This window comes from Ruegeria sp. HKCCD6647-2 (assembly GCF_057221075.1).
Map to the genome: position 1 here is coordinate 265,665 of NZ_JBWVBD010000005.1, position 19,338 is coordinate 285,002.

The window sequence follows — 19,338 nt, forward strand, 5'->3', positions numbered from 1 at the left end:
GATTGGCTGTCAGGCGGTATTATTGAGCGGCAGCACGCGCCGCATCAAGCCAACTGTCATAGGTTTCGCGGTTCTTCTCAATCCAGGCTTCGACGTGACGGTCGATATCGTCCGAGCTGTCCTGACCATCAGAAACCATCTTGTTCTGCGCCGAAATGTCGTTGATGTCGATCTTCGCCACTTCGAACAGTTTGGCCGCCGCAGGGTTGGCACCCAGGAAATCGTCGGTGGCGACAACGCGGATGCTGTCGACGGCAAAACCCAGATCCTTGCCGTCAAAAGTGGTTTCCGCGGTCGCCCCATCCGGCAGCGACGAATAGGGCACGGCCAGCCATTCCACATCTTCACCCGGCACCAGTGCGCCAGACACCCAGTAGGGTGTCCATGTGTAATACAGCACGTTTTCACCCGACGCGTTGCGGGCTATCGTGTCCGCGATGATGGCGTTATAGGCACCCTGATTGTGGGCAACAGTGTCGCGCAGGCCGAATTCATCCAGTTGATGCTCGATCACGCGCTCGCAGCCCCAGCCGGGAACACAGCCCGCCAGATCCGCCATACCGTCGCCATCCGCGTCAAACAGCTTGGCTTTCTCTGGGTCCTTCAGGTCACCCAGATTCTGCACACCCGCATCATAGGCTGACTTGTTGACCAGATAACCTTGCAGCGCGCCGTCGATCAGCGTTCCGACTTTCTCAAGCACTTCGTCACCGCCGGATTCCTGAAAGAACGTGTCATGCAGCTTGTTCCAGTGCACAGCGGTGAAATCTCCGTCACCGGTACCCAGTGCCAGGTGGATGGTCTGGTATTCAATCTCCTGCGGGTCGGCAATTTCGTAGCCGAGGTCTTCCAGCGCCGAGAACAGGATACGGTGCTGGAAGATTTCCTCGACCGAGGGTGCCATCACGGGGCGGACGGTCACGCCCTCGCCCGGATTGCCTTCCGCCAACGCGACACTGGTCAGCATCGTCGTCGCGGCAAAGGTTGCGATTGCAGTGGTTTTGATCATTAAGTTTACCTCCCTGAGGTTCAGTTGAACGGTGAGTTTCATGCTTTTCCGAACAAGTGCAGCACCGCGCCCACCGGGCCGGTCTGCCACCAGTGACGGTGACCGCGTTCGCGCCCCGACTGGCCCATGCCCTGCGTGATCCGGTCGAGGACGATGGCCAGGATCACGATGCCCAGACCTCCGACCAGCGCCTTCCCGGCGTCCAGCCGGCCCATGGCGCGCAGCACCTCGTTGCCCAGACCCTTGACCGAAATCATCGAGGCGATCACGACCATCGACAGCGACAGCATGATGGTCTGGTTGACCCCTGCCAGAATGGTCGGCGTGGCCAGCGGTAATTCGACTTTGAACAGGATCTGCCGGGGGTTGGCACCGAATGCACGCGCTGCCTCGACCACGGAATCGTTGACGCCCCGGATACCCAGCGATGTCAGACGGATCAGCGGCGGCAGCGCAAAGATGATCGTGACGATGACGCCTGATACGTTGCCGATCCCGATCAGCATGACGACCGGCACCAGATAAACAAAGGCCGGAATGGTCTGCATCGTGTCCAGAACCGGACGGATCGCGGCCTCGAACCGGTCGTTTTTGCCGGCCAGAATGCCAAGCGGCAGGCCGATGAAGAAACACAGGATCACCGCCGAGATAACGATCGCCAGCGTCGTCATCGCCAGCCCCCAGGCGTTCGGCGACAGGAAGCCCAGCACCGTCATGCTGATGGCCACCAATATAGCGACCCGGCGACCTGCGGCCTGCCACGCGACAAGGACCAGAAACAGCAGCATGATCAGCGGCGGGACGGCGTTCAGGCCGTTGTCGATGCCGACAATCAGGTCGTTGAAGAAACTCTTGATCGGCTGGATAATGCCGCGATTTGAAATCGCCCATTGTTTAACGCCGTCAGCCGATTCCGCCAGCCCCAGATCGACCGAGGAGAACGGGTCGAGAATGTTGAATTCCGTATCTGCCATGTCGTTTGATCCTCAGTATTTCAGTGCGCCAACGTCTTCGACGTCGCCCTGAATGCCGCGCAACAGGGCGTTCTTGGTCACGATCCCGATGGCCTTGCCATCCGCCTTGACCACGACCGGGTGTTGAGTGGAGATCGAAAGGTTCACGAGGTCGTCCAGCGAATGATCCGGATGCGCTTCGGGCCAGTCGCGGACATCGATCGGGCCGCTGTGACGCTCGAAGGACTCGACGGGTTCCATAATCTTGCCGGCCGAAATCAGTTCCAGTTTCGAAATTCCCGCAACGAAATCCGCCACATACTCATCGACCGGATTGGTCACGATGTCCTCGGGCGTTCCGACCTGGACCAAAGCGCCGTCCTTCATGATGGCGATCCGGTCGCCAATGCGGATGGCCTCGTCCAGGTCGTGCGTGATGAAGAGAGTCGTCTTCTTCATCTCGGCGGACAGGGACATGAACTTGTCCTGCAACTGGCGGCGGATCAGCGGATCAAGCGCCGAGAAAGGTTCGTCCATCAGCAGGATGGCCGGGTCGGCCGCGATGGCGCGGGCCAGGCCAACACGCTGCTGCATACCGCCGGACAATTCGTCGGGGTACTTCTGGTCCCAGCCGTTCAGGTCCACAGCATCGATCGCGCGCAAAGCGTTTTCACGGCGTTCGCGCGCATCGTGACCGCGCACTTCCTGACTGAACGACACATTGTCCAGTACCGTCCGATGCGGCATCAGGGCCATATTCTGGAACACCATGCCGATCTTTTCGGCGCGCAGTTCACGCAAATCGCGGGCGGACAGGGCATTCACGTCCTGACCTTCGATAAAAAGTTGCCCGGAGGTCGGCTCGATCAGGCGGTTCACATGGCGAATCAACGTTGACTTGCCAGAGCCGGAAAGCCCCATGATGCAGAAGATTTCACCGCGATTGACGGTGAAAGTCGCATCCTGAACACCTACGACACAGTTGAAATGATCTCGGACTTCGAGCTTACCAAGCCCCTGTTCCTGAACGGCTTTCATAGCCTCATCGGCGCGCTTTCCAAAAATCTTCCACAGACTTCGGCAATCGATCACGGGTTCTTCCAATGTGCTGGCCACCGGCGTCGTCCTCCTCCAGTTTTTTCGCACACTGCACAAATTTTTTTTGTGTACAAGTTGTATTTTTATAGGATACAGCAAGAACGCCAATTGTGTTTTGCCCACGATTCGTCATTCTGACATCGGGCAAACGCAGCGAAGGGACACGCGATGAAAGACGAGGCAAAAAAGCGGAAGGGCGAGCTGCGGGAACACCTGAAGGTTTCGATCCTGACGTTGCGCCTGAGACCCGGCGAGGATCTCGATGAAGCGCAACTGTCCGAAGCCTTTGGCTTGTCCCGCACTCCATTGCGCGAGGTCTTCCGCGAGCTCGCGGGCGAAGGCTATCTGGACTTGCGCACCAATCGCAGTGCGCGCGTGTCCGAGATGTCATATACGACGCTGCGCGATTTCTTCCTGGCCGCGCCAATGATCTATGGCGCCATCCTGCGCCTTGCCGCGCTCAACGCGACGCCCGCTCAGATCGAAGAGCTGAAAGCCTCGCAGGAAGCGTTCAAATCCGCGTTGCGTACCGGGTCCAGTGAAGACCGGGCCCTGGCCAACAACCGTTTTCACGAAGTGACTGGCGAGATGTCGGGCAATATCTACCTGTTGCCGTCGTACAATCGCCTGCTAATCGACCACTCTCGGATCGGCATGACATTTTATCGTCCGCAATCGGCGGAGATGTCGGAAAACCTGTCGGAGGCCAGCCAGCAGCATGACGCAATCATCGCGGCCATCGAAGCACGCGACGATGTGGCCGCAGCCAGGCTGGCCGATGACCATTGGAACCTTTCACGCGACCAGATCGAACTGTTCGTAATGCCCGAGGCCCTGGACGTACCGATGGGCGCCCTGCCCCGATCAAAACCAGCATGAGGACTGAATGAACCCAATATTCAGATTTGAGGGGATCTATACCCCTGTCGTCACGCCCTATCACGATGACGGAACCGTCAACTGGGATGCGCTGACCGACGTGATCGAGTACCTGATCGAAAACGGCGTGCATGGCCTGATTTCGGGAGGCTCAACGGGCGAAAACTACGCTCAGACCGTCGAAGAACGTCTGGCGCTGGCGCGTTTTACCCATGAGCGCCTGAAGGGTCGCCTGCCGCTGGTTGTCGGCACAGGCGCCATGCTGACGCCGGATTCAATCGCATTGGCTTCGGGTGCCCGGGAACTGGGGGCGGACTCGATCCTGCTGGCCAGCCCGCCCTATTCGGTCCCGACTGACCGGGAAAACGCGCTGAACGCGCTGGCCATCGACAAGGCCGCCGATCTGCCGGTGATGCTGTATAACTACCCGCACCGCACCGGCACGATGATGGGCGAGGAATTCCTCGACCGCGTCGGACGCAGCCGGAACTTCTGCGGCATCAAGGAGAGCTCGGGTGACATCAACCGGGTGCATCTTCTGGCGCGGGATTACCCCCATATCCAGCTGGGCTGCGGCATGGACGATCAGGCGTTGGAGTTCTTCGCCTGGGGCGCGCCCTTCTGGGTTTGTGGCGGCTCGAACTTCCTACCCGCCGAACACGTCGCGCTTTACAATGCCTGCGTGGTTGAGGGGAACTTTGCCAAGGGCCGCCGGATCATGTCGGCGATGATGCCGCTGATGCGTGTGTTGGAACAGGGTGGCAAGTTCATCCAGACCATCAAGCATGGCGTGACCATGAACGGGATCGACGCGGGCGCGATGCGGCCTCCGCTGAAGGGTCTCAACAAGGACGACAAGCGCGCGTTGGAACAGGTGACACGCGTTCTGAAAAAGACAATCGCCGACATCGTTGCCGAGGGGTAAGAGACATGGATCTGCTGACACAGGACGAATACAAATCCATCGCCGCAGGCCTTGCCCTGCCGACCGGAGCCTTCATCGACGGTAGCTTCCGCCCCGCAGTTTCTGGCGAAACTTTCGAAACCGTGAACCCTGCCACAGGCCAAAAGCTGACCGATATCGCGTCCTGCGCTGGGGCTGATGTGGATTTCGCGGTCGAAAAGGCGCGCGAGGCGTTTGACGACGGCCGCTGGAGCAAAATGCACCCGTCCGAGCGCAAGGATGTCCTGATCCGGCTGTGCAAGCTGATGACCCGCAATGCGCGCGAACTGGCGGTGATGGAAAGCATAGACAGCGGCAAGACCATCTATGACTGCGAAACCGTTGATGTGCCCGAGACGATCCACTGCCTGAAATGGCACGCCGAGGCGATCGACAAGATCTATGATCAGGTCTCACCGGCCAGCGACGATCACATCGCCATGGTGGTGCGTGAACCGATAGGTGTGGTTGGTCTGGTGCTACCGTGGAACTTTCCGCTGCTGATGCTGGCGTGGAAGATCGGGCCTGCTCTGGCCGCGGGGTGTTCGCTGGTTGTGAAACCGGCAGCCGAAACCACCCTGACCGCGCTGCGTGTGGCCGAGTTGGCGATGGAAGCGGGCCTGCCACGCGGTGTTCTGAACATCGTTCCGGGTGGAGGGGCCAACGTAGGTGAGCCCATCGGACGCCATATGGATATCGACATGGTGTCGTTCACTGGCTCGACTGTGACCGGAAAGCGGTTCCTGACCTATTCGGCGGAAAGCAACGCCAAGGAAGTAGTGCTGGAGATGGGCGGCAAGAATCCGGCCATTGTCATGGATGATGCCGAAAACCTGGACCGCGTGGCGCAGCATGTCGTCAACGGTGCATTCTGGAACATGGGCGAGAACTGCTCGGCCTCGTCCCGGCTTATCGTGCACAAGGACGTGAAGGCCGAACTGCTGGAGCGCATTGCGCATCACGCCAAGCAGTGGAACATCGGCGATCCGCTGGATCCTGAAACCCGCATGGGCGCGCTGGTCAGCGAAGGCCATTACAACAAGGTCTGCGGTTATCTGGATCAGGCCGAAAGCGTTGTAATCGGCGGCAAGGCGGAAAAAGGCTTTGTCGAAGCCACGGTGGTCGAAGTGCCCGGCAATGACGCCGTTCTCGCGCGTGAGGAAATCTTTGGCCCGGTTCTGTCGGTCATCGAGGTCTCGGGCTTTGACGAGGCCATCAGGATCGCCAATGATACCGAATACGGCCTCTGCGCCTCGATCTTCACAGCCAATGCCAAACGCGCCATCCGCGGCGCCCGGGCGTTGCGGGCCGGAACCGTCACCGTGAACAGCTTTGGCGAGGGTGATATCACCACGCCCTTTGGCGGGTTCAAGCAATCGGGCTTCGGCGGTCGCGATAACTCGGTCCATGCGCATGATCAATATACTCAGCTAAAAACCATCTGGATCGATCTGGCAGATGACGCCGACGAGGCTGTGGATTGAGTAGCTACACCGCCCGACAACACCCCGTCCATCGCGGGCCGGCTGCCTGGAATGCCATTCTGGGCAGCCAGCCCCCTGCATACGAGCTGGACGCGACCCTGACCGCCGATTTCGCGGTGGTTGGGGGCGGTTTTGCCGGGTTGACCGCAGCCCGCCGCTTGCGGCAGCTACAGCCGGACGCCAAGGTTGTCGTGCTGGAGGCCGGACGTCTGGCCCAAGGTGCGGCTGGTCGGAATTCCGGGTTCATGATTGACCTGCCGCATGATCTGTCCTCGTCGGATTATTCCGGATCGGGTGACGACAAGACAATGATCGCGTTGAACCGGCAGGCCATCGCCTTTGCCCGTAGCGCTGTCGAGGAATACCAGATTGACCGGAATTTCTTTGATCCGGCCGGCAAGGTGAACGGTGCAGCCAGCGCGGCTGGACAGGCGCATAACGAAAGCTACGCCAAGCACTTGAAAGCATTGGGCGAAACCAGCGAAATGCTGGACCCGCAGCAAATGCACGAACTGACCGGTTCGCGACACTATGTGTCTGGCCTTTACACGCCCGGTACCGTGATGCTGCAACCGGCCGGATACATTCGCGGACTGGGTGCCGGTCTGACCGGGAATGGCGTCACAATCTGCGAAAACTCGGCTGTGACGGAGTTTGTGAAACAGGGCGACGCCTGGCTGGTCAAAACGGATCGCGGCTCGGTCAGTGCCGGTGCGGTCCTGCTGACAGTCAACGGGCATCTGGAAAGCTTTGGTGTCGAACGTGGGCGGTTGATGCAACTGTTTCTATATGCCGTGATGACGCCGGAGCTGGATGATGAAGCACTGTCGCGCCTTGGCGGGCAGTCGCGCTGGGGTGTGACGCCATCGGACCCTATGGGAACCACCATGCGGCGGATCGATACCGGACAGGGCGGCAACCGCATCGTCACCCGTACCTGCGCAACCTTGCGCCCCGGCATGAAGGCCTCTCAGGCCGATCTGGCTCGGGCGGCCAGGGTCATGCAGCGCAAATTCGATCAGCGGTTCCCCCAGCTTGCCGGAACGCAGATGGAGTATCAATGGGCCGGGCATCTGTGCCTCAGTCTCAATGGCGTGTCCGTCGCGCGCGAGATCGAGGCGGGCGTCTATTCAGGCTGTGTTCAAAACGGGCTGGGAACGGCGCGCGGCACCCTGACCGGTATCGCGGCGGCAGAGATGGCTTGCGGGCATAGGTCGACCATCACCCGCTTTTTCGAGGCCTCCGACCGGCCCAAACGCCTGCCACCGCAGCCATTTCGTGAGATCGGGGCCAATTTGGTTCTGCGCTGGAAAGAATGGCGCGCCCGCGACGAATAATCGGGGCGCGTTCAAGTCCTTTCACGGCAGACTGAGCTTGGCCATACGACCGCCATCGACGGTATAGACCTGACCGGTGATGAAACCGGCCTCTTCGGCAGCCAAGAACGCCACCAGTGCGGCCACCTCTTCCGGCGCGCCGGTGCGGGCGACGGGATGAATACGCCCGATATCTCGGCGAAAGGCTTCGGGGTCCGGCATGGACTCGATGAAATCCATGTTGAGCTCTGTGTCGATCCACCCTGGCGCGACCGCGTTGCAGCGAATGCCCTCGGCTCCGTGATCCACCGCTACCGCGCGGGTCAGCCCGTGAAGGCCAGCCTTTGACGCGCAATATGCGGCGTGGCCGGGATTGGCGCCCAGCCCCTCGATGGAGCCGATATTAACGATGTTTCCGCGGGTCTTGCGCAAATGCGGCAGGGCCGCTTTGATCATCAGAAAAGGCGCGGTCAGATTGACTGTCAGGTTGCGCTGCCAGTCTTCGACTGACATTTCCTCGACAGAAGCCTCCTGCATCATACCGGCGTTGTTCACCAGCACATCGAGCCCCCCCGCCGTCCTGACGACCTGAGAAACGACAGCCGCAGGATTGCTGGGATCGCTCAGATCCGCCTCAATTCCTTCGAACCTCGCATCCTGTCCGCGCTGCGCAGTAAACACACGGGCACCTTCCTGCCGAAGCCGTTCCGCAATTGCCCGACCAATGCCGCTGCGGCCGCCTGTGACGAGCGCTGTCTTGCCCTCGAACCGAGTCATGACACCGGTTTCCCGCCGTTGACCTCGACAAGTGAACCGCAGATGTAGCGCGAAGCATCCGACACGAGGAACATCACGACGTCAGCAATATCCTCGGGTTCTGCGACACGGCCCAAGGGTACCGTTTTCCCCAGCTCGGCCACTGCCGTATCAGGGTCGAATCCACGCTTGGTAAATCCGGTGCGCAACATCGGCGTGTTCACCTCGTTCGGGCAAACCGCGTTGATGCGGATGCCCTGATGAGCGTGATCCATCCCCATGCACTGTGTCAGAGACGCGATGGCCGCCTTGGTCATGCAATAGAGCGCGTGATTGCCACCCGGCCGCAGGCCCCAGCACGAAGCGGTGTTGACGATTGCCCCGCCGCCATTGCGGGCCATGATCGGGATCGCGGCGCGGCAGATGCGAAACGGTGCCTCAACGTTCACACCCATGGACAGCGACCAATCCGCGTCCGAAGTATCCGTGACCGGACCGCGTGTGATCACGCCGGCGTTGTTGACAACAATATCCAAATGACCGAGAGAAACTGCTGCTGCATGCGGCAGACTGTCCGCATAAGCCTGATCCAGCAAGTCTCCGGGCAGGTGTGCCTCAGCCTCAATCCTGTCGACCTCACGATCGGCAGCTGCGACACGAGCACCCGCCTCGCGCAATTGTTTGACAATCGCGGCGCCGATACCTCCGGCTGCACCGGTTACCAATGCAGCCTTTCCTGCCAGTTCCATGTCTCTTCCCATATCTCGTTGCTTCCCTGCTGAACGGACGTCGCCTCGTCTGCGAACCATTGGCGCCGTTTCACGTTATGAGTCTCACCAAAAAAGAACCCGCCCAATTTCTTGGGCGGGCAAGTTCGGGGGAGTGTTCAGTAACTTTGGTTCAGTTCATCGGCCACAGGGATTTCCCGTTCCCGGCGGGCGATGTAATCCAGCAAGGCTTCGTTCTTGGCTTCATCCAGCTTTGGCTCTTCATACTCGGCCAGCAGCTTTCGCGCGTGCTTTAAGGCCCGTTCGGTGATCTCAACCTCGCCCTCGGCCACCCATTGCTCGATTGAATTATTGTCGAACAGTTCCGGCATGAAGAACGCTTCCTGGAAGTTGTCCTGCGTATGCGGATGGCCCAGATAGTGCCCGCCCGGCCCGACATCGGGCACCGCCGAAATCGCCTGATCGAAATCATGCCACTTTGGGCCTTCGGCCATGCGGTAGGCCATCGCGCATTGTTCTGCATCGACGATAAATTTCGCGACCGAACAATGCATGCCTGCTTCGTTCCAACCTGCGCTGTGCCAGATATAGTTCGCACCGGCATGGACAACGGCCTGCAGTGTTGTGGCGGATTCGTACCCGGCTTGCGCGTCGAATGTCTTGGCCCCGCCCAGTGTGTTCGATGTCCGCCATGGCACGCCGTAGTGCCGCGCCATCTGACCGATCATGAAGTTCATCAGGCTGATTTCGGGCGTGCCGGCCATCGGCGCACCGGATTTCATCGACACCGTCGAAAGATAGTGGCCGTAGATTGCGGGCGCACCCTTGCGGATGACCTGCGTATAGGCCAATGCCGATAGCGCCTCGGCATTCAGCTGTGCCACCGTGGCGGGCACTGATGCGGGCGTGTTCGCACCACCCAGAACGAAGGGCGAGCACAAGACCGGCTGGTTGCGGCGGCAGAAGGCGCGCATCGCGCCCAGCATGGTTTCATCCCAGACCAGCGGTGAGTTGCCGTTGCAGTTGCCGGTCGTGACCGGGTGGGTCTCCAGATACTCTTCGCCAAACAGGATGGCACACATGTCCATCACGTCCTCGGCATTTTTGGGCGAGGTTGTCATGCCCATGAATGTCTTGTCCGAGTGCTTCATCGACGAATAGGTGATGCGCAGATGCCGCTGGCTGATCGGGTGATCGTAAGGCTCGACGATATGGTGGGCCGAGCTGTGCATCGCCGGCATCATATGTGCCAGCTTGTGGAACATCGCCAGATCGTCGAGCGTCGGATTGCGCCGAACATCATCCAGATCGCGCAGGAAGGGCGCGCCGGTCATTGGCACGAAAATCGAGTGTTTGCCACCAAGGCGCACGTTCTTTTGTGGATTGCGGGCGTGATATGTGAAATCCGCCGGGATCGTCGCAATCAGTTCGCGTATAAGACCGCGATCCAGATAAACCAGTTCGCCGTCGACCTTGGCGCCTGCCCGTTTCCAGTCTTCCAGCGCGATAGGATCACGGAACTGAACGCCGACATTTTCCAGAATATCCATCGAGGCATTGTCGATGCGTTCGACCTGTTCCGCATCCATCACTTCGCACAAGGGAATACCTCGGGTCAGGCCGGGCAGCATGTCGAATTTTGGTGCAGTCCGGATCGCACGACGCGCGGAACGGCCGCCGGTACGGGTTCTGGTTGCAGGGGCGGAAGTGTTCATTTGTGAGGTCTCCTTCACCTGTATCATTTCCAAGTTCACGGGGCGACACATGCATGAATGCGAAACGTTGTTGCAGAAAGCGACTCTGCCAAAAGCCGCCGGTATGCAGGCCGGAAACACGCCTAATTCTGGCGGTTCGCTCTACGTGATCCGGCACCCGGACCACGACCGCTGACCGATTTCCACTCGCCCCGGATTACCCTGCAAGCGCAGTGAATTCAGGATCGTTTGCCCCGCTCCTCAGTTACCTAAAACGAGGACGCCCGCAGGCGGGTGGTTTACCAAAGTAAACAACGTTAGGCTGAGGCATGTCGAACCGAGATATGACGACGAAGTCCAATGTGTGTATGAATAATTTGCAGACCGGGGGACATGGATGCTGAACGCTCGAGTGTTACGAAACTGTGCCGCTGTGTTGGGTTTGTCCGTTTTACTCCACGATTCAGGCGAAGCCCGGGCTCAGCAAGGCTCGGCCGACCCGGAACCGAATGTGTTGGCCGCAACGTCTTCGTCCCCCGAAGATAACTGGGCCGATGTAAGGACCGTGTTGGATCAGCGTTGTGTCGTCTGCCACAGCTGCTACGACGCGCCTTGCCAGCTTAAACTGACATCACCGGATGGTTTGCTGCGTGGAGGCAGCAAGGACGCCATCTACCACACGGAACGCCTGTCAGATGCGCAGCCTACACGGCTTGGAATTGACGCGCATACGGTGCCCGAATGGCGCGCGCTCGGGTTCTATTCCGTTATGCGGATGCCGGGGCAGTCGGCCGACGCTCCGTCGCTGCTGGAGCAAACCCTAGAACTTGGGCGTCAGAATACGTTGGAGGCCAACGCCCCTGTGCCCAATGACCTTGGCCTCGCCGTTGATCGAGCGCTCGTCTGCCCCACGACAAGCGAATTCGACGCGTTCCGAAAAAACCATCCGCTCGCTGGTATGCCTTATGCGATGGCTCCACTGGATCACGACGACTTCCAAACACTTATGTCGTGGGCCAGCAGCGGAATGGTGCCCTCTTCTGTCCCACCCGAATTACCCGACGAAATCCGGGAACAGATCGCAGCGTGGGAGACATTTCTGAACGGGACCGACCTGCGAACCCAGTTGATGAGCCGGTACCTTTACGAGCACCTGTTTCTCGCCCGGCTGCATTTTCAAGGCGACCCATCCAGACGGTTCTTTCAACTCGTTCGATCGACTACGCCACCTGGCGAAGCAATCGACGTAGTCGCGTCGCGACGTCCGTTTGATGATCCGGGCGAGGGTTCGTTCTACTACCGACTGCAGTTGTTTGATGAGACGATTGTGCACAAAGACCATTTGGTCTACCGGATCGGGCAAGATCGGATGGCGCGATATCACGAGCTGTTTCTCGAACCCGATTGGTCACTGGCCGAACTGCCACCCTACGGCAATGCCGAGGGCAGCAGTCCATTCACCACTTTTGTCGAGATGCCGGCACGAAGCCGCTATCAGTTTCTTTTGGACGACGCCCTGTTCTTTGTGCGCAGCTTTATCCGAGGCCCGGTCTGTCACGGCCAGACTGCGGTCGATGTGATCGAAGATCGGTTCTGGGTCAGCTTCCTTGCACCGGATGCCGACCTGTCGGTTACGGACCCGAGCTATCTGGAAGAAGGCGCCACGTATCTTGAGCTGCCCGTTTCGCAGGTCGACCGCGGGGTGTTGGGCGACCTGCAAACGTTCTCGCACAAAAACCAGATCAAATATCTGGATTTTCGGGACGCGCGGTACCGAGTTAGCCCAGCGCACAAAACCGGGTTCGGGTACGATGCGATTTGGGATGGCGACGGCACGAACCCGAATGCCCTGATCACTGTTTTTCGCCATTTCGACAATGCCTCAGCCATGACCGGGTTTCATGGCGGTATTCCGGAAACGGCCTGGGTCATCGATTTTCCGATTTTCGAACGCATCTACTATGATCTGGTGGCGGGATACGACGTCTTTGGTCGTGTCGAGCATCAGCTTGCGACACGGCTGTACATGGATGAACTGCGCATGGAGAGCGAGGACACGTTCCTGACATTCATGCCCAGAAACATCCGCACAGAAATGCACCGGGACTGGTACAAAGGCTACCTGGCCGAAATACACACGTTCTGGCATCAGCGCCGCGTAGACGACAGTTTTCCCACAGGCATCGATTTTGCCACGACCTCCCCGAAGCAGGAATTTCTTCTTAACCTGCTCAAGCGCGGCAATGGGCTATGGCCGTTGACCGATCCGATCAATCGATGCGCGGCAGAGAACTGCCCGCAGGGCCAAGGCGATGACGTGGAACCGATGTTGCGGGAACTCGCAGACCAGACAGGTGATTGGGTGAAGTTTCTGCCGGACCTGTCCGTTCTTTTGATCGAAAAAATCGATGGCACAACAGAAGTCTTTTCATTTGCGCATGACAAGGCTCACAAGAATGTGGCCTTTCTGTTCGACGAAGAGGCCCGGCGCGAGCCGCAATTGGATGTGCTCACAATCATTCCGGGACAGTTCGCGAGCTATCCAAATTTCTTTTTCGATATCCGTCAGAACGAACTCAGTAGCTTCGCATACGATCTGAAGTCGATGCGATCACAGCAAGACTGGATGGACGTTGTTGCCAGATATGGCGTGCGCAGAACAAGCCCCGATTTCTGGGCCATCAGCGATCAGCTGCATACGATCTTTTCTCAGCAATTGCCGATTCAGGCCGGTATTCTGGACCTCAACAGATACAAAGACCCCAAAGCGGACGACGACCCGACCTGATCCGGGTCGGGCGCGCTCCCCCCCTTTCTCGTTGGACATACACAGGCACGCCACCCGCGCCCGGCAGCGGTTGACATTGGCCGCGCGTGCGCCGCGCAGTGATTGGTGATTGCGAGAGCTAGATCGCCAAATACTCTTCACGAAGCTTGGCATTCTCCAACACTTCGTTGGCCGTTCCGTCAAAAACGATGCTTCCCGTATCAAGAATTATCGCACGATCGGCAAGCTCCAACGCCCGAACAGCGTTTTGTTCGACGATGATGGTCGTCATACCCTGTTGCTTGACATGAATAAGGGTTTTTTCGATCTCATCGACGATGACGGGGGCCAATCCCTCGTAAGGCTCATCCAACAGCAGAACCTTGATGTCCCGCGCCAGTGCTCTGGCGATTGAAAGCATCTGTTGTTCACCACCGGACAGAGTAATCCCCTCCTGTTTGCGGCGCTCTCCCAGCCTTGGGAACAGTTCATACAGCCGTTCCAGCGACCACCCGACGGGCGGTGCTATTTGTGCAAGCTGCAGGTTTTCTTCCACCGTAAGCCCAGGGATAATTCGTCTGTCTTCCGGGACCAGTCCAAGCCCGGCGGACGCAGCTTCGTAGCTTGTCATTTTATGCAAGGGCTGGTGATCCAGCCAGATTTCTCCGTGCCGGACTTCGGGCTCCCCAACCCTTGCGATGGAACGTAGGGTCGAGGTTTTTCCAGCGCCGTTGCGCCCCAGCAGAGCCAGGATTTCGCCTTCGTGAACGTTAAAGCTAACGCCCTGTACGATATAGCTTTCACCATAGTAAGAATGCACATCCCAGACGGAAAGAAACGCCGGTGCCGTGCTGGCCATATTCGCGTTTTTTGAAAAGTCAGGTTTCTCATTCATAGCTTTTCCTTACGCAGCTTCGCCCAGATACGCTTCGCGGACCTTGGGGTTACCGCGAATATTTTCTGGCGTGTCTTCGACCAGCGGAGTGCCTTGGGCAAGAACGGTGATCCGTTCCGCCAGGCTGAATACCACATGCATGTCGTGCTCGATGATCGCGATGGTGATATCGCGCTCGTCTTTGATTTGTTTTAGCAAATCAATCGTGTTGTTGGTGTCCGCCCGAGCCATACCGGCAGTTGGTTCGTCCAGTAACAGTAGCCGAGGGTTCTGACTGAGGCACATGCCGATCTCGAGGCGCCGCTTGTCTCCGCGTGACAAGGATGCCGAATGCATGTGACGTTTGTCAGCCATGTTCATCTCTTCCAGCATGGTCTCGGCCTGCTCGACAATGGCTTTTTCGTTTGCGATGGTCTCATAAGCATGCATCCGAAAGGCACCGTCGCGCATGGCGAAAATCGGGATCAGCATGTTTTCCATCACGGTCAGCTCGCCGAAAATTTCCGGTGTCTGGAACACGCGGCTTATGCCCATCTGGTTGATTTGATAGGGCTCGAGCCCCAGAACCGACGCGTTGTCGAACAACACAGCTCCTGTATCCGGCATCAGCTTGCCGACCAGGCAATTGAGCAACGTGGATTTGCCTGCGCCATTCGGACCGATGATTGCATGTACCGAGTTTTCTTCGACGCTGAGGTTGACGTCCGTCAACGCTTTTAGCCCACCGAAGTTCTTGCTGACGTCTTTGACTTTTAAGATTGCCATTCTCGCGCCCCCTTATTCCGCAGGCTCGGTTTCACCGGACTGGGTATCGCCGGTTTCCGATTTCTTGCGCTTGAACCACTTCATCAAGCGCTGACCACCTTCGACAAGGCCGCCGGGCAGATAGATCACCACAAGCATGAACAGAATGCCGAGGGTCAGGTGCCAGCCCTTCCCGATGAACGGGTGAATCAGGAACACCACCGCATCTTCAAGCCCGTCGGGCAGGAAGGCGAACCAGCTGTGCAGGACATTGTCGTTGATCTTCGAGAAGATGTTCTCGAAATACTTGATGAAGCCCGCGCCCAGAACCGGACCGATCAACGTGCCCGTGCCGCCGAGAATTGTCATCAATACGACCTCACCAGAGGCGGTCCACTGCATCCGTTCGGCACCCGCCAGCGGGTCCATGGCGGCCATCAGACCTCCGGCCAGACCGGCGTACATGCCCGAGATCACAAAGGCGGCCAGTGTGTACGGCTTCGAGTTCAGGCCGGTGTAATTCATCCGCTGCTGGTTCGATTTGACCGCACGCAGCATCATTCCAAAGGGTGAGCGGAAGATGCGGATCGCCAGATAGAAGACGATCATCAGGACCACTGCGCACAGGTAATAGCCCGCGTTGAAGTCAAAGCTCCATGCACCCAGATCCAAGGTATAGGTCGCGCGCATCGGCAAGCCGAACAGGTGCGGCAGGTCCGGCGCGTTGGCACCCTGCAATATCTGCGGATCATCCGCGTAGACCTGCAGACCAGTCTCGCCGTTGGTCAGGTTGAACTTGGGGTTCGACAGCACCGAATAGGCCAGCGCAAAGCTCATCTGCGCAAAGGCCAGCGTCAGGATCGAGAAATAGATGCCTGACCGCCGCAGGCTGACAAACCCGATCAGAAGCGAGAACAGCCCGGCAACGACGACGCTCAGCGCGATGGCCGGGATGACGTTATAGCTGAGCAGCTTGAACATCCACACCGCGGAATAGGACCCCACACCCAGAAAGGCCGCGTGGCCGAAGGACAGATACCCGGTCAGGCCGAACAGGATGTTGAACCCGATGGCAAAGATGCCGAAGATCACGAACCGCTGCATCAGATCCGGGTAACCCGCGTTGAACTGCGCCATCGCGCTGCCTTCCGGAAACGGATTGAGGATGAAGGGGGCCAGCAAGGTCAAAATACCGACAATAATCAGCAGGCTGGTGTCTCTTTTGTTCAGTCCCAACATTGATTATTCCTCCATCACGCCTTTGCGACCCATCAGCCCGCGAGGTCGCGTCAGCAGCACAATGATGGCGACAAGGTAGATGATGATCTGATTGATTCCGGGAATCGTGGTTGTTGCCCACGTGGTCGAAGCAAAGCTTTCAAGGATGCCCAAAAGGAACCCGGCCAGAACGGCACCGGGCAATGAGCCCATGCCGCCCACGACGACCACAACAAAGCTGAGAACCAGGAAGTCCATGCCCATGTGATAGTTCGGCGGGTTTAGTGGCCCGTACATTACCCCGGCAAGACCTGCGACAGCGGCGGCGATGCCGAACATAATCGTAAAGCGACGGTCAATATTAATACCCAACAGGCCCACGGTTTCCCTGTCTGCCATCCCGGCCCGGACAACCATCCCGAAGGTGGTGAATTGCAGAAACGAGAACACCGCTCCGATGATCGCAACCGCAAAGCCGAAATAGACCAGCCTCCAGATCGGATAGATGATCGCATTCGGATCGAAACCCACCATGACACCTAGATCGATCGAGCCTCTCAAAGCATCCGGCGGAGGCGTTTGGATCGGGTTGGCACCAAAGAAATACTTGACGATTTCCTGCAGCACGATTGCCAGACCAAAGGTCACTAGGATCTGATCCGCATGGGGGCGCTTGTAGAAGTGTTTGATCAGCCCGCGTTCCATCACGTAACCGACCAGCAGCATGATCGGGATCGCGAACAGGATCGCAAACGGTACCGACCAGTCGATAATGGTCGCGCCAACCTCGGGCCCAAACCAGGCTTCGACATAGGGGGTTTCCACTTTCAGAGGATTGCCCAGAAAGTCTGTTTGGGTTTCGTCGACGGTCTCGAAACTCAGGTTCATCAGTTTTTGCAAAGTGACGGCACAGAAGGCACCGATCATGAACAGCGCCCCATGGGCAAAGTTCACGACCCCGAGAGTTCCGAAAATCAGTGTCAGGCCCAGCGCGATGAGCGCGTAGGCAGATCCTTTGTCCAGACCGTTCAGAATTTGCAGTAGGATGGCGTCCATTGCCCCACCTCAAGGTTGGTCAGCTTAGAATGAGTGGTCAGCACCGGGCCGATTTGGCCGGCTATGAGTCTGGCCGCCTCTCAGCGGCCAGACTTCAGTCAAAGAGTTTACGCACCCGGGTTGCACTCGCCGAGATCGCCACCGGCGAACATCGGATGATCCGGAGCATAAGTGACCTGTTCGACCGGCGTCACTTCGACGATCTCAAGAGTGTCATACTCATTGGTCGGGTTTTGATTGCCGCGCACAACCAGAACATCCTTGAAGCACTGGTGATCGTCCGCACGATACAATGTCGGGCCATTGCCGAGTCCATCGAACTCAAACCCTTCCAGAGCTTCGACAACACCACAGGGGTTGAAGGTCCCCGCACGCTCGACCGCGTCAGCATAGAGCAGAACCTGCGCATAGCACGTCTGGGCCGAGTTCGACGGCGGCTTGCCGTATTTCTCACCAAACGACTTCACGAAGGCCTTGGTGCCCTCATCCTGAAGCTGCCAGTTCCAGTTCATCGACCCCAGCACGCCCTTGATGTTTTCGCCCGCACCCGCGGCCATCAGTTCGGAATAAAGCGGCACGACGATCTTGAAGTCCTTGCCGTTTGCAACCTTGTCGAGCAGGCCGAACTGGATCGCGTTGGTCAGCGAGTTCACCATGTTGCCGCCATAGTGGTTCAGGACCAGCACATCCGCACCCGAATTCAGTACCGGCGCGATGTAAGACGAAAAGTCCGTCGACGCGAGTGGTGTCTTGACCGTGTTGACCGTTTCCCATCCCAGGGCTTCGGTCGAAGCGACGATCGACTCTTCCTGGGTCCAGCCCCAGTTGTAGTCGGCCGTCAGGTGATAGGCGCGGCGTTCGTTACCCATTTCCGCAGCCAGCACCGGCGCCAGCGCGGCACCCGACATGTAGGCGTTGAAGAAATGGCGGAAGCCGTTGGCCTTTTTATCTTTGCCTGTCGTGTCGTTGGCGTGGGTCAGACCTGCCATGAAGATTACGCCCGCCTCTTGGCACAGACCCTGAACCGCAACAGCCACGCCCGAGGACGAACCACCGTTGATCATGATCGCGCCGTCTTTTTCGATCATCGACTTGGCCGATGCGCGCGCGGCGTCTGATTTTGTCTGAGTGTCACCGGTGACGAATTCGACTTTCTTGCCGAGGATACCGTTGCCCTTCAGCGCCTTGGACGAGAAGGTGTTCAGGCACCCACCGTCGCCCTCGCCGTTCAGATGCTCAACCGCTAGCTGTTGTGCGAGCAGCTCGTCATTGCCTTCTTCCGCGTATGGGCCAGTCTGCGGGACGTTGAATCCCAAAACGACCGAAGACCCTGTAGGCTCGTTCGTGAAGGCCGCTGCGGATGATGCGGTGAAGATAGTTGGTAGGGCCAACCCGGTGCCTGCGACTGCACCAGATTTCAACACGCCGCGGCGCGTGACATTTTTGTTAGTCATAAATTCCTCCCATTTCCATTTTGCCGTTTGGCTCCTCTTCCAGCAGGCAAAAGCGCACTTATGTGCACTTGAATTATGGGAACGGGTTAGAAAACTACTCAATAAATGATTAGTTTTAAAACAAAATTTTGTAAACAAATTCACATAAAAAGAGAAATTTTGTAAATTTTTTCTTCACCAACCTTACAAGGGACTGAATTATATTTGTTAAGTAGCCAAATACAGGTGCACGCATATCCCGACTTGCATTGTCAGATGAAGCGCTGGGTTGGCCGTTCTACCGCTAGGGCTGATTGGAGGACATAAGCTCCTCCCGTATTTGTAGAGTTGGCGGTCGGTACCCG

General features: G+C 58.1%; 16 protein-coding genes. 5 read left to right on the top strand and 11 right to left on the bottom strand.

Features of this window, described 5'->3' with window-relative positions; all coding sequences use genetic code 11:
- Positions 1 to 19 precede the first annotated feature (19 nt).
- The 3 genes from proX to AC2TDJ_RS15205 are packed head-to-tail and all read right to left on the bottom strand — an operon-like array spanning position 20 to position 3,078.
- Positions 20 to 1,009, bottom strand: coding sequence for a glycine betaine/L-proline ABC transporter substrate-binding protein ProX (gene proX, locus AC2TDJ_RS15195; protein WP_480843365.1), 990 nt, complete (start codon positions 1,007 to 1,009; stop codon positions 20 to 22).
- A 38-nt stretch (positions 1,010 to 1,047) separates the two neighbouring features.
- The gene (locus tag AC2TDJ_RS15200) at positions 1,048 to 1,983 is read right to left on the bottom strand and encodes an ABC transporter permease (protein ID WP_480843367.1); all 936 of its coding nucleotides are present in this window, start codon (positions 1,981 to 1,983) and stop codon (positions 1,048 to 1,050) included.
- Between the two features lie 12 nt (positions 1,984 to 1,995).
- Positions 1,996 to 3,078, bottom strand: a complete 1,083-nt coding sequence (locus AC2TDJ_RS15205; protein ID WP_480843369.1) for a quaternary amine ABC transporter ATP-binding protein — start codon at positions 3,076 to 3,078, stop codon at positions 1,996 to 1,998.
- A gap of 150 nt (positions 3,079 to 3,228) precedes the next feature.
- Between AC2TDJ_RS15205 and AC2TDJ_RS15210 the strand changes: the two genes are divergently transcribed.
- From AC2TDJ_RS15210 to AC2TDJ_RS15225, 4 genes are read left to right on the top strand one after another with little or no spacing between them, the layout of a single operon-like run.
- Positions 3,229 to 3,939 (top strand): GntR family transcriptional regulator, encoded by a 711-nt coding sequence (locus tag AC2TDJ_RS15210; RefSeq protein WP_480843371.1) that lies wholly within the window; start codon positions 3,229 to 3,231, stop codon positions 3,937 to 3,939.
- Between the two features lie 7 nt (positions 3,940 to 3,946).
- Positions 3,947 to 4,864, top strand: a complete 918-nt coding sequence (locus tag AC2TDJ_RS15215; RefSeq protein WP_480843373.1) for a dihydrodipicolinate synthase family protein — start codon at positions 3,947 to 3,949, stop codon at positions 4,862 to 4,864.
- Between the two features lie 5 nt (positions 4,865 to 4,869).
- Complete coding sequence (locus AC2TDJ_RS15220; RefSeq protein ID WP_480843375.1) at positions 4,870 to 6,366, top strand: aldehyde dehydrogenase; 1,497 nt, start codon at positions 4,870 to 4,872, stop codon at positions 6,364 to 6,366.
- A complete protein-coding gene (locus AC2TDJ_RS15225) occupies positions 6,363 to 7,703 on the top strand; it encodes an NAD(P)/FAD-dependent oxidoreductase (RefSeq protein WP_480843377.1) in 1,341 nt (446 codons plus the stop codon). Before AC2TDJ_RS15220 ends, AC2TDJ_RS15225 begins: the two co-directional genes overlap by 4 nt.
- Positions 7,704 to 7,724: 21 nt before the next feature.
- On the opposite strand, the gene AC2TDJ_RS15230 is transcribed toward AC2TDJ_RS15225, so the two are convergent.
- The 3 genes from AC2TDJ_RS15230 to AC2TDJ_RS15240 form a co-directional block, all read right to left on the bottom strand.
- Complete coding sequence (locus AC2TDJ_RS15230) at positions 7,725 to 8,459, bottom strand: SDR family NAD(P)-dependent oxidoreductase (protein WP_480843379.1); 735 nt, start codon at positions 8,457 to 8,459, stop codon at positions 7,725 to 7,727.
- Entirely contained in the window at positions 8,456 to 9,187 is a 732-nt protein-coding gene (locus AC2TDJ_RS15235) for an SDR family NAD(P)-dependent oxidoreductase (RefSeq protein WP_480843381.1), read from the bottom strand. The genes AC2TDJ_RS15230 and AC2TDJ_RS15235 overlap by 4 nt, the downstream gene beginning before the upstream one ends.
- A 137-nt stretch (positions 9,188 to 9,324) precedes the next feature.
- Positions 9,325 to 10,881 carry a trimethylamine methyltransferase family protein gene (locus AC2TDJ_RS15240; RefSeq protein ID WP_480843383.1) on the bottom strand — a complete coding sequence of 519 codons (1,557 nt, stop codon included), beginning with the start codon at positions 10,879 to 10,881 and terminating at the stop codon, positions 9,325 to 9,327.
- 376 nt (positions 10,882 to 11,257) lie between these two features.
- Here AC2TDJ_RS15240 and AC2TDJ_RS15245 point away from each other — a divergent pair, with 376 nt between their 5' ends.
- The gene (locus AC2TDJ_RS15245; protein WP_480843384.1) at positions 11,258 to 13,648 is read left to right on the top strand and encodes a fatty acid cis/trans isomerase; all 2,391 of its coding nucleotides are present in this window, start codon (positions 11,258 to 11,260) and stop codon (positions 13,646 to 13,648) included.
- Positions 13,649 to 13,766: 118 nt separating this feature from the next.
- On the opposite strand, the gene AC2TDJ_RS15250 is transcribed toward AC2TDJ_RS15245, so the two are convergent.
- The 5 genes from AC2TDJ_RS15250 to AC2TDJ_RS15270 all read right to left on the bottom strand — a co-directional run bounded on the left by AC2TDJ_RS15250 (position 13,767) and on the right by AC2TDJ_RS15270 (position 18,994).
- Entirely contained in the window at positions 13,767 to 14,522 is a 756-nt protein-coding gene (locus AC2TDJ_RS15250; protein ID WP_480843385.1) for an ABC transporter ATP-binding protein, read from the bottom strand.
- 9 nt (positions 14,523 to 14,531) lie between these two features.
- The gene (locus AC2TDJ_RS15255; RefSeq protein WP_480843387.1) at positions 14,532 to 15,287 is read right to left on the bottom strand and encodes an ABC transporter ATP-binding protein; all 756 of its coding nucleotides are present in this window, start codon (positions 15,285 to 15,287) and stop codon (positions 14,532 to 14,534) included.
- Between the two features lie 12 nt (positions 15,288 to 15,299).
- A complete protein-coding gene (locus AC2TDJ_RS15260; protein ID WP_480843389.1) occupies positions 15,300 to 16,505 on the bottom strand; it encodes a branched-chain amino acid ABC transporter permease in 1,206 nt (401 codons plus the stop codon).
- 3 nt (positions 16,506 to 16,508) lie between these two features.
- Positions 16,509 to 17,540, bottom strand: coding sequence for a branched-chain amino acid ABC transporter permease (locus tag AC2TDJ_RS15265; RefSeq protein WP_480843391.1), 1,032 nt, complete (start codon positions 17,538 to 17,540; stop codon positions 16,509 to 16,511).
- A gap of 107 nt (positions 17,541 to 17,647) precedes the next feature.
- Entirely contained in the window at positions 17,648 to 18,994 is a 1,347-nt protein-coding gene (locus AC2TDJ_RS15270; RefSeq protein ID WP_480843392.1) for a substrate-binding protein, read from the bottom strand.
- Positions 18,995 to 19,338: the final 344 nt, after the last annotated feature.

Bases quoted from the DNA above. Each gene is read 5' to 3' on its own strand.
- proX (WP_480843365.1), bottom strand. From the start codon at position 1,009: ATGATCAAAACCACTGCAATCGCAACCTTTGCCGCGACGACGATGCTG.
- AC2TDJ_RS15200 (WP_480843367.1), bottom strand. From the start codon at position 1,983: ATGGCAGATACGGAATTCAACATTCTCGACCCGTTCTCCTCGGTCGAT.
- AC2TDJ_RS15210 (WP_480843371.1), top strand. From the start codon at position 3,229: ATGAAAGACGAGGCAAAAAAGCGGAAGGGCGAGCTGCGGGAACACCTG.
- AC2TDJ_RS15215 (WP_480843373.1), top strand. From the start codon at position 3,947: ATGAACCCAATATTCAGATTTGAGGGGATCTATACCCCTGTCGTCACG.
- AC2TDJ_RS15220 (WP_480843375.1), top strand. From the start codon at position 4,870: ATGGATCTGCTGACACAGGACGAATACAAATCCATCGCCGCAGGCCTT.
- AC2TDJ_RS15230 (WP_480843379.1), bottom strand. From the start codon at position 8,459: ATGACTCGGTTCGAGGGCAAGACAGCGCTCGTCACAGGCGGCCGCAGC.
- AC2TDJ_RS15235 (WP_480843381.1), bottom strand. From the start codon at position 9,187: ATGGAACTGGCAGGAAAGGCTGCATTGGTAACCGGTGCAGCCGGAGGT.
- AC2TDJ_RS15240 (WP_480843383.1), bottom strand. From the start codon at position 10,881: ATGAACACTTCCGCCCCTGCAACCAGAACCCGTACCGGCGGCCGTTCC.
- AC2TDJ_RS15245 (WP_480843384.1), top strand. From the start codon at position 11,258: ATGCTGAACGCTCGAGTGTTACGAAACTGTGCCGCTGTGTTGGGTTTG.
- AC2TDJ_RS15250 (WP_480843385.1), bottom strand. From the start codon at position 14,522: ATGAATGAGAAACCTGACTTTTCAAAAAACGCGAATATGGCCAGCACG.
- AC2TDJ_RS15255 (WP_480843387.1), bottom strand. From the start codon at position 15,287: ATGGCAATCTTAAAAGTCAAAGACGTCAGCAAGAACTTCGGTGGGCTA.
- AC2TDJ_RS15260 (WP_480843389.1), bottom strand. From the start codon at position 16,505: ATGTTGGGACTGAACAAAAGAGACACCAGCCTGCTGATTATTGTCGGT.
- AC2TDJ_RS15265 (WP_480843391.1), bottom strand. From the start codon at position 17,540: ATGGACGCCATCCTACTGCAAATTCTGAACGGTCTGGACAAAGGATCT.
- AC2TDJ_RS15270 (WP_480843392.1), bottom strand. From the start codon at position 18,994: ATGACTAACAAAAATGTCACGCGCCGCGGCGTGTTGAAATCTGGTGCA.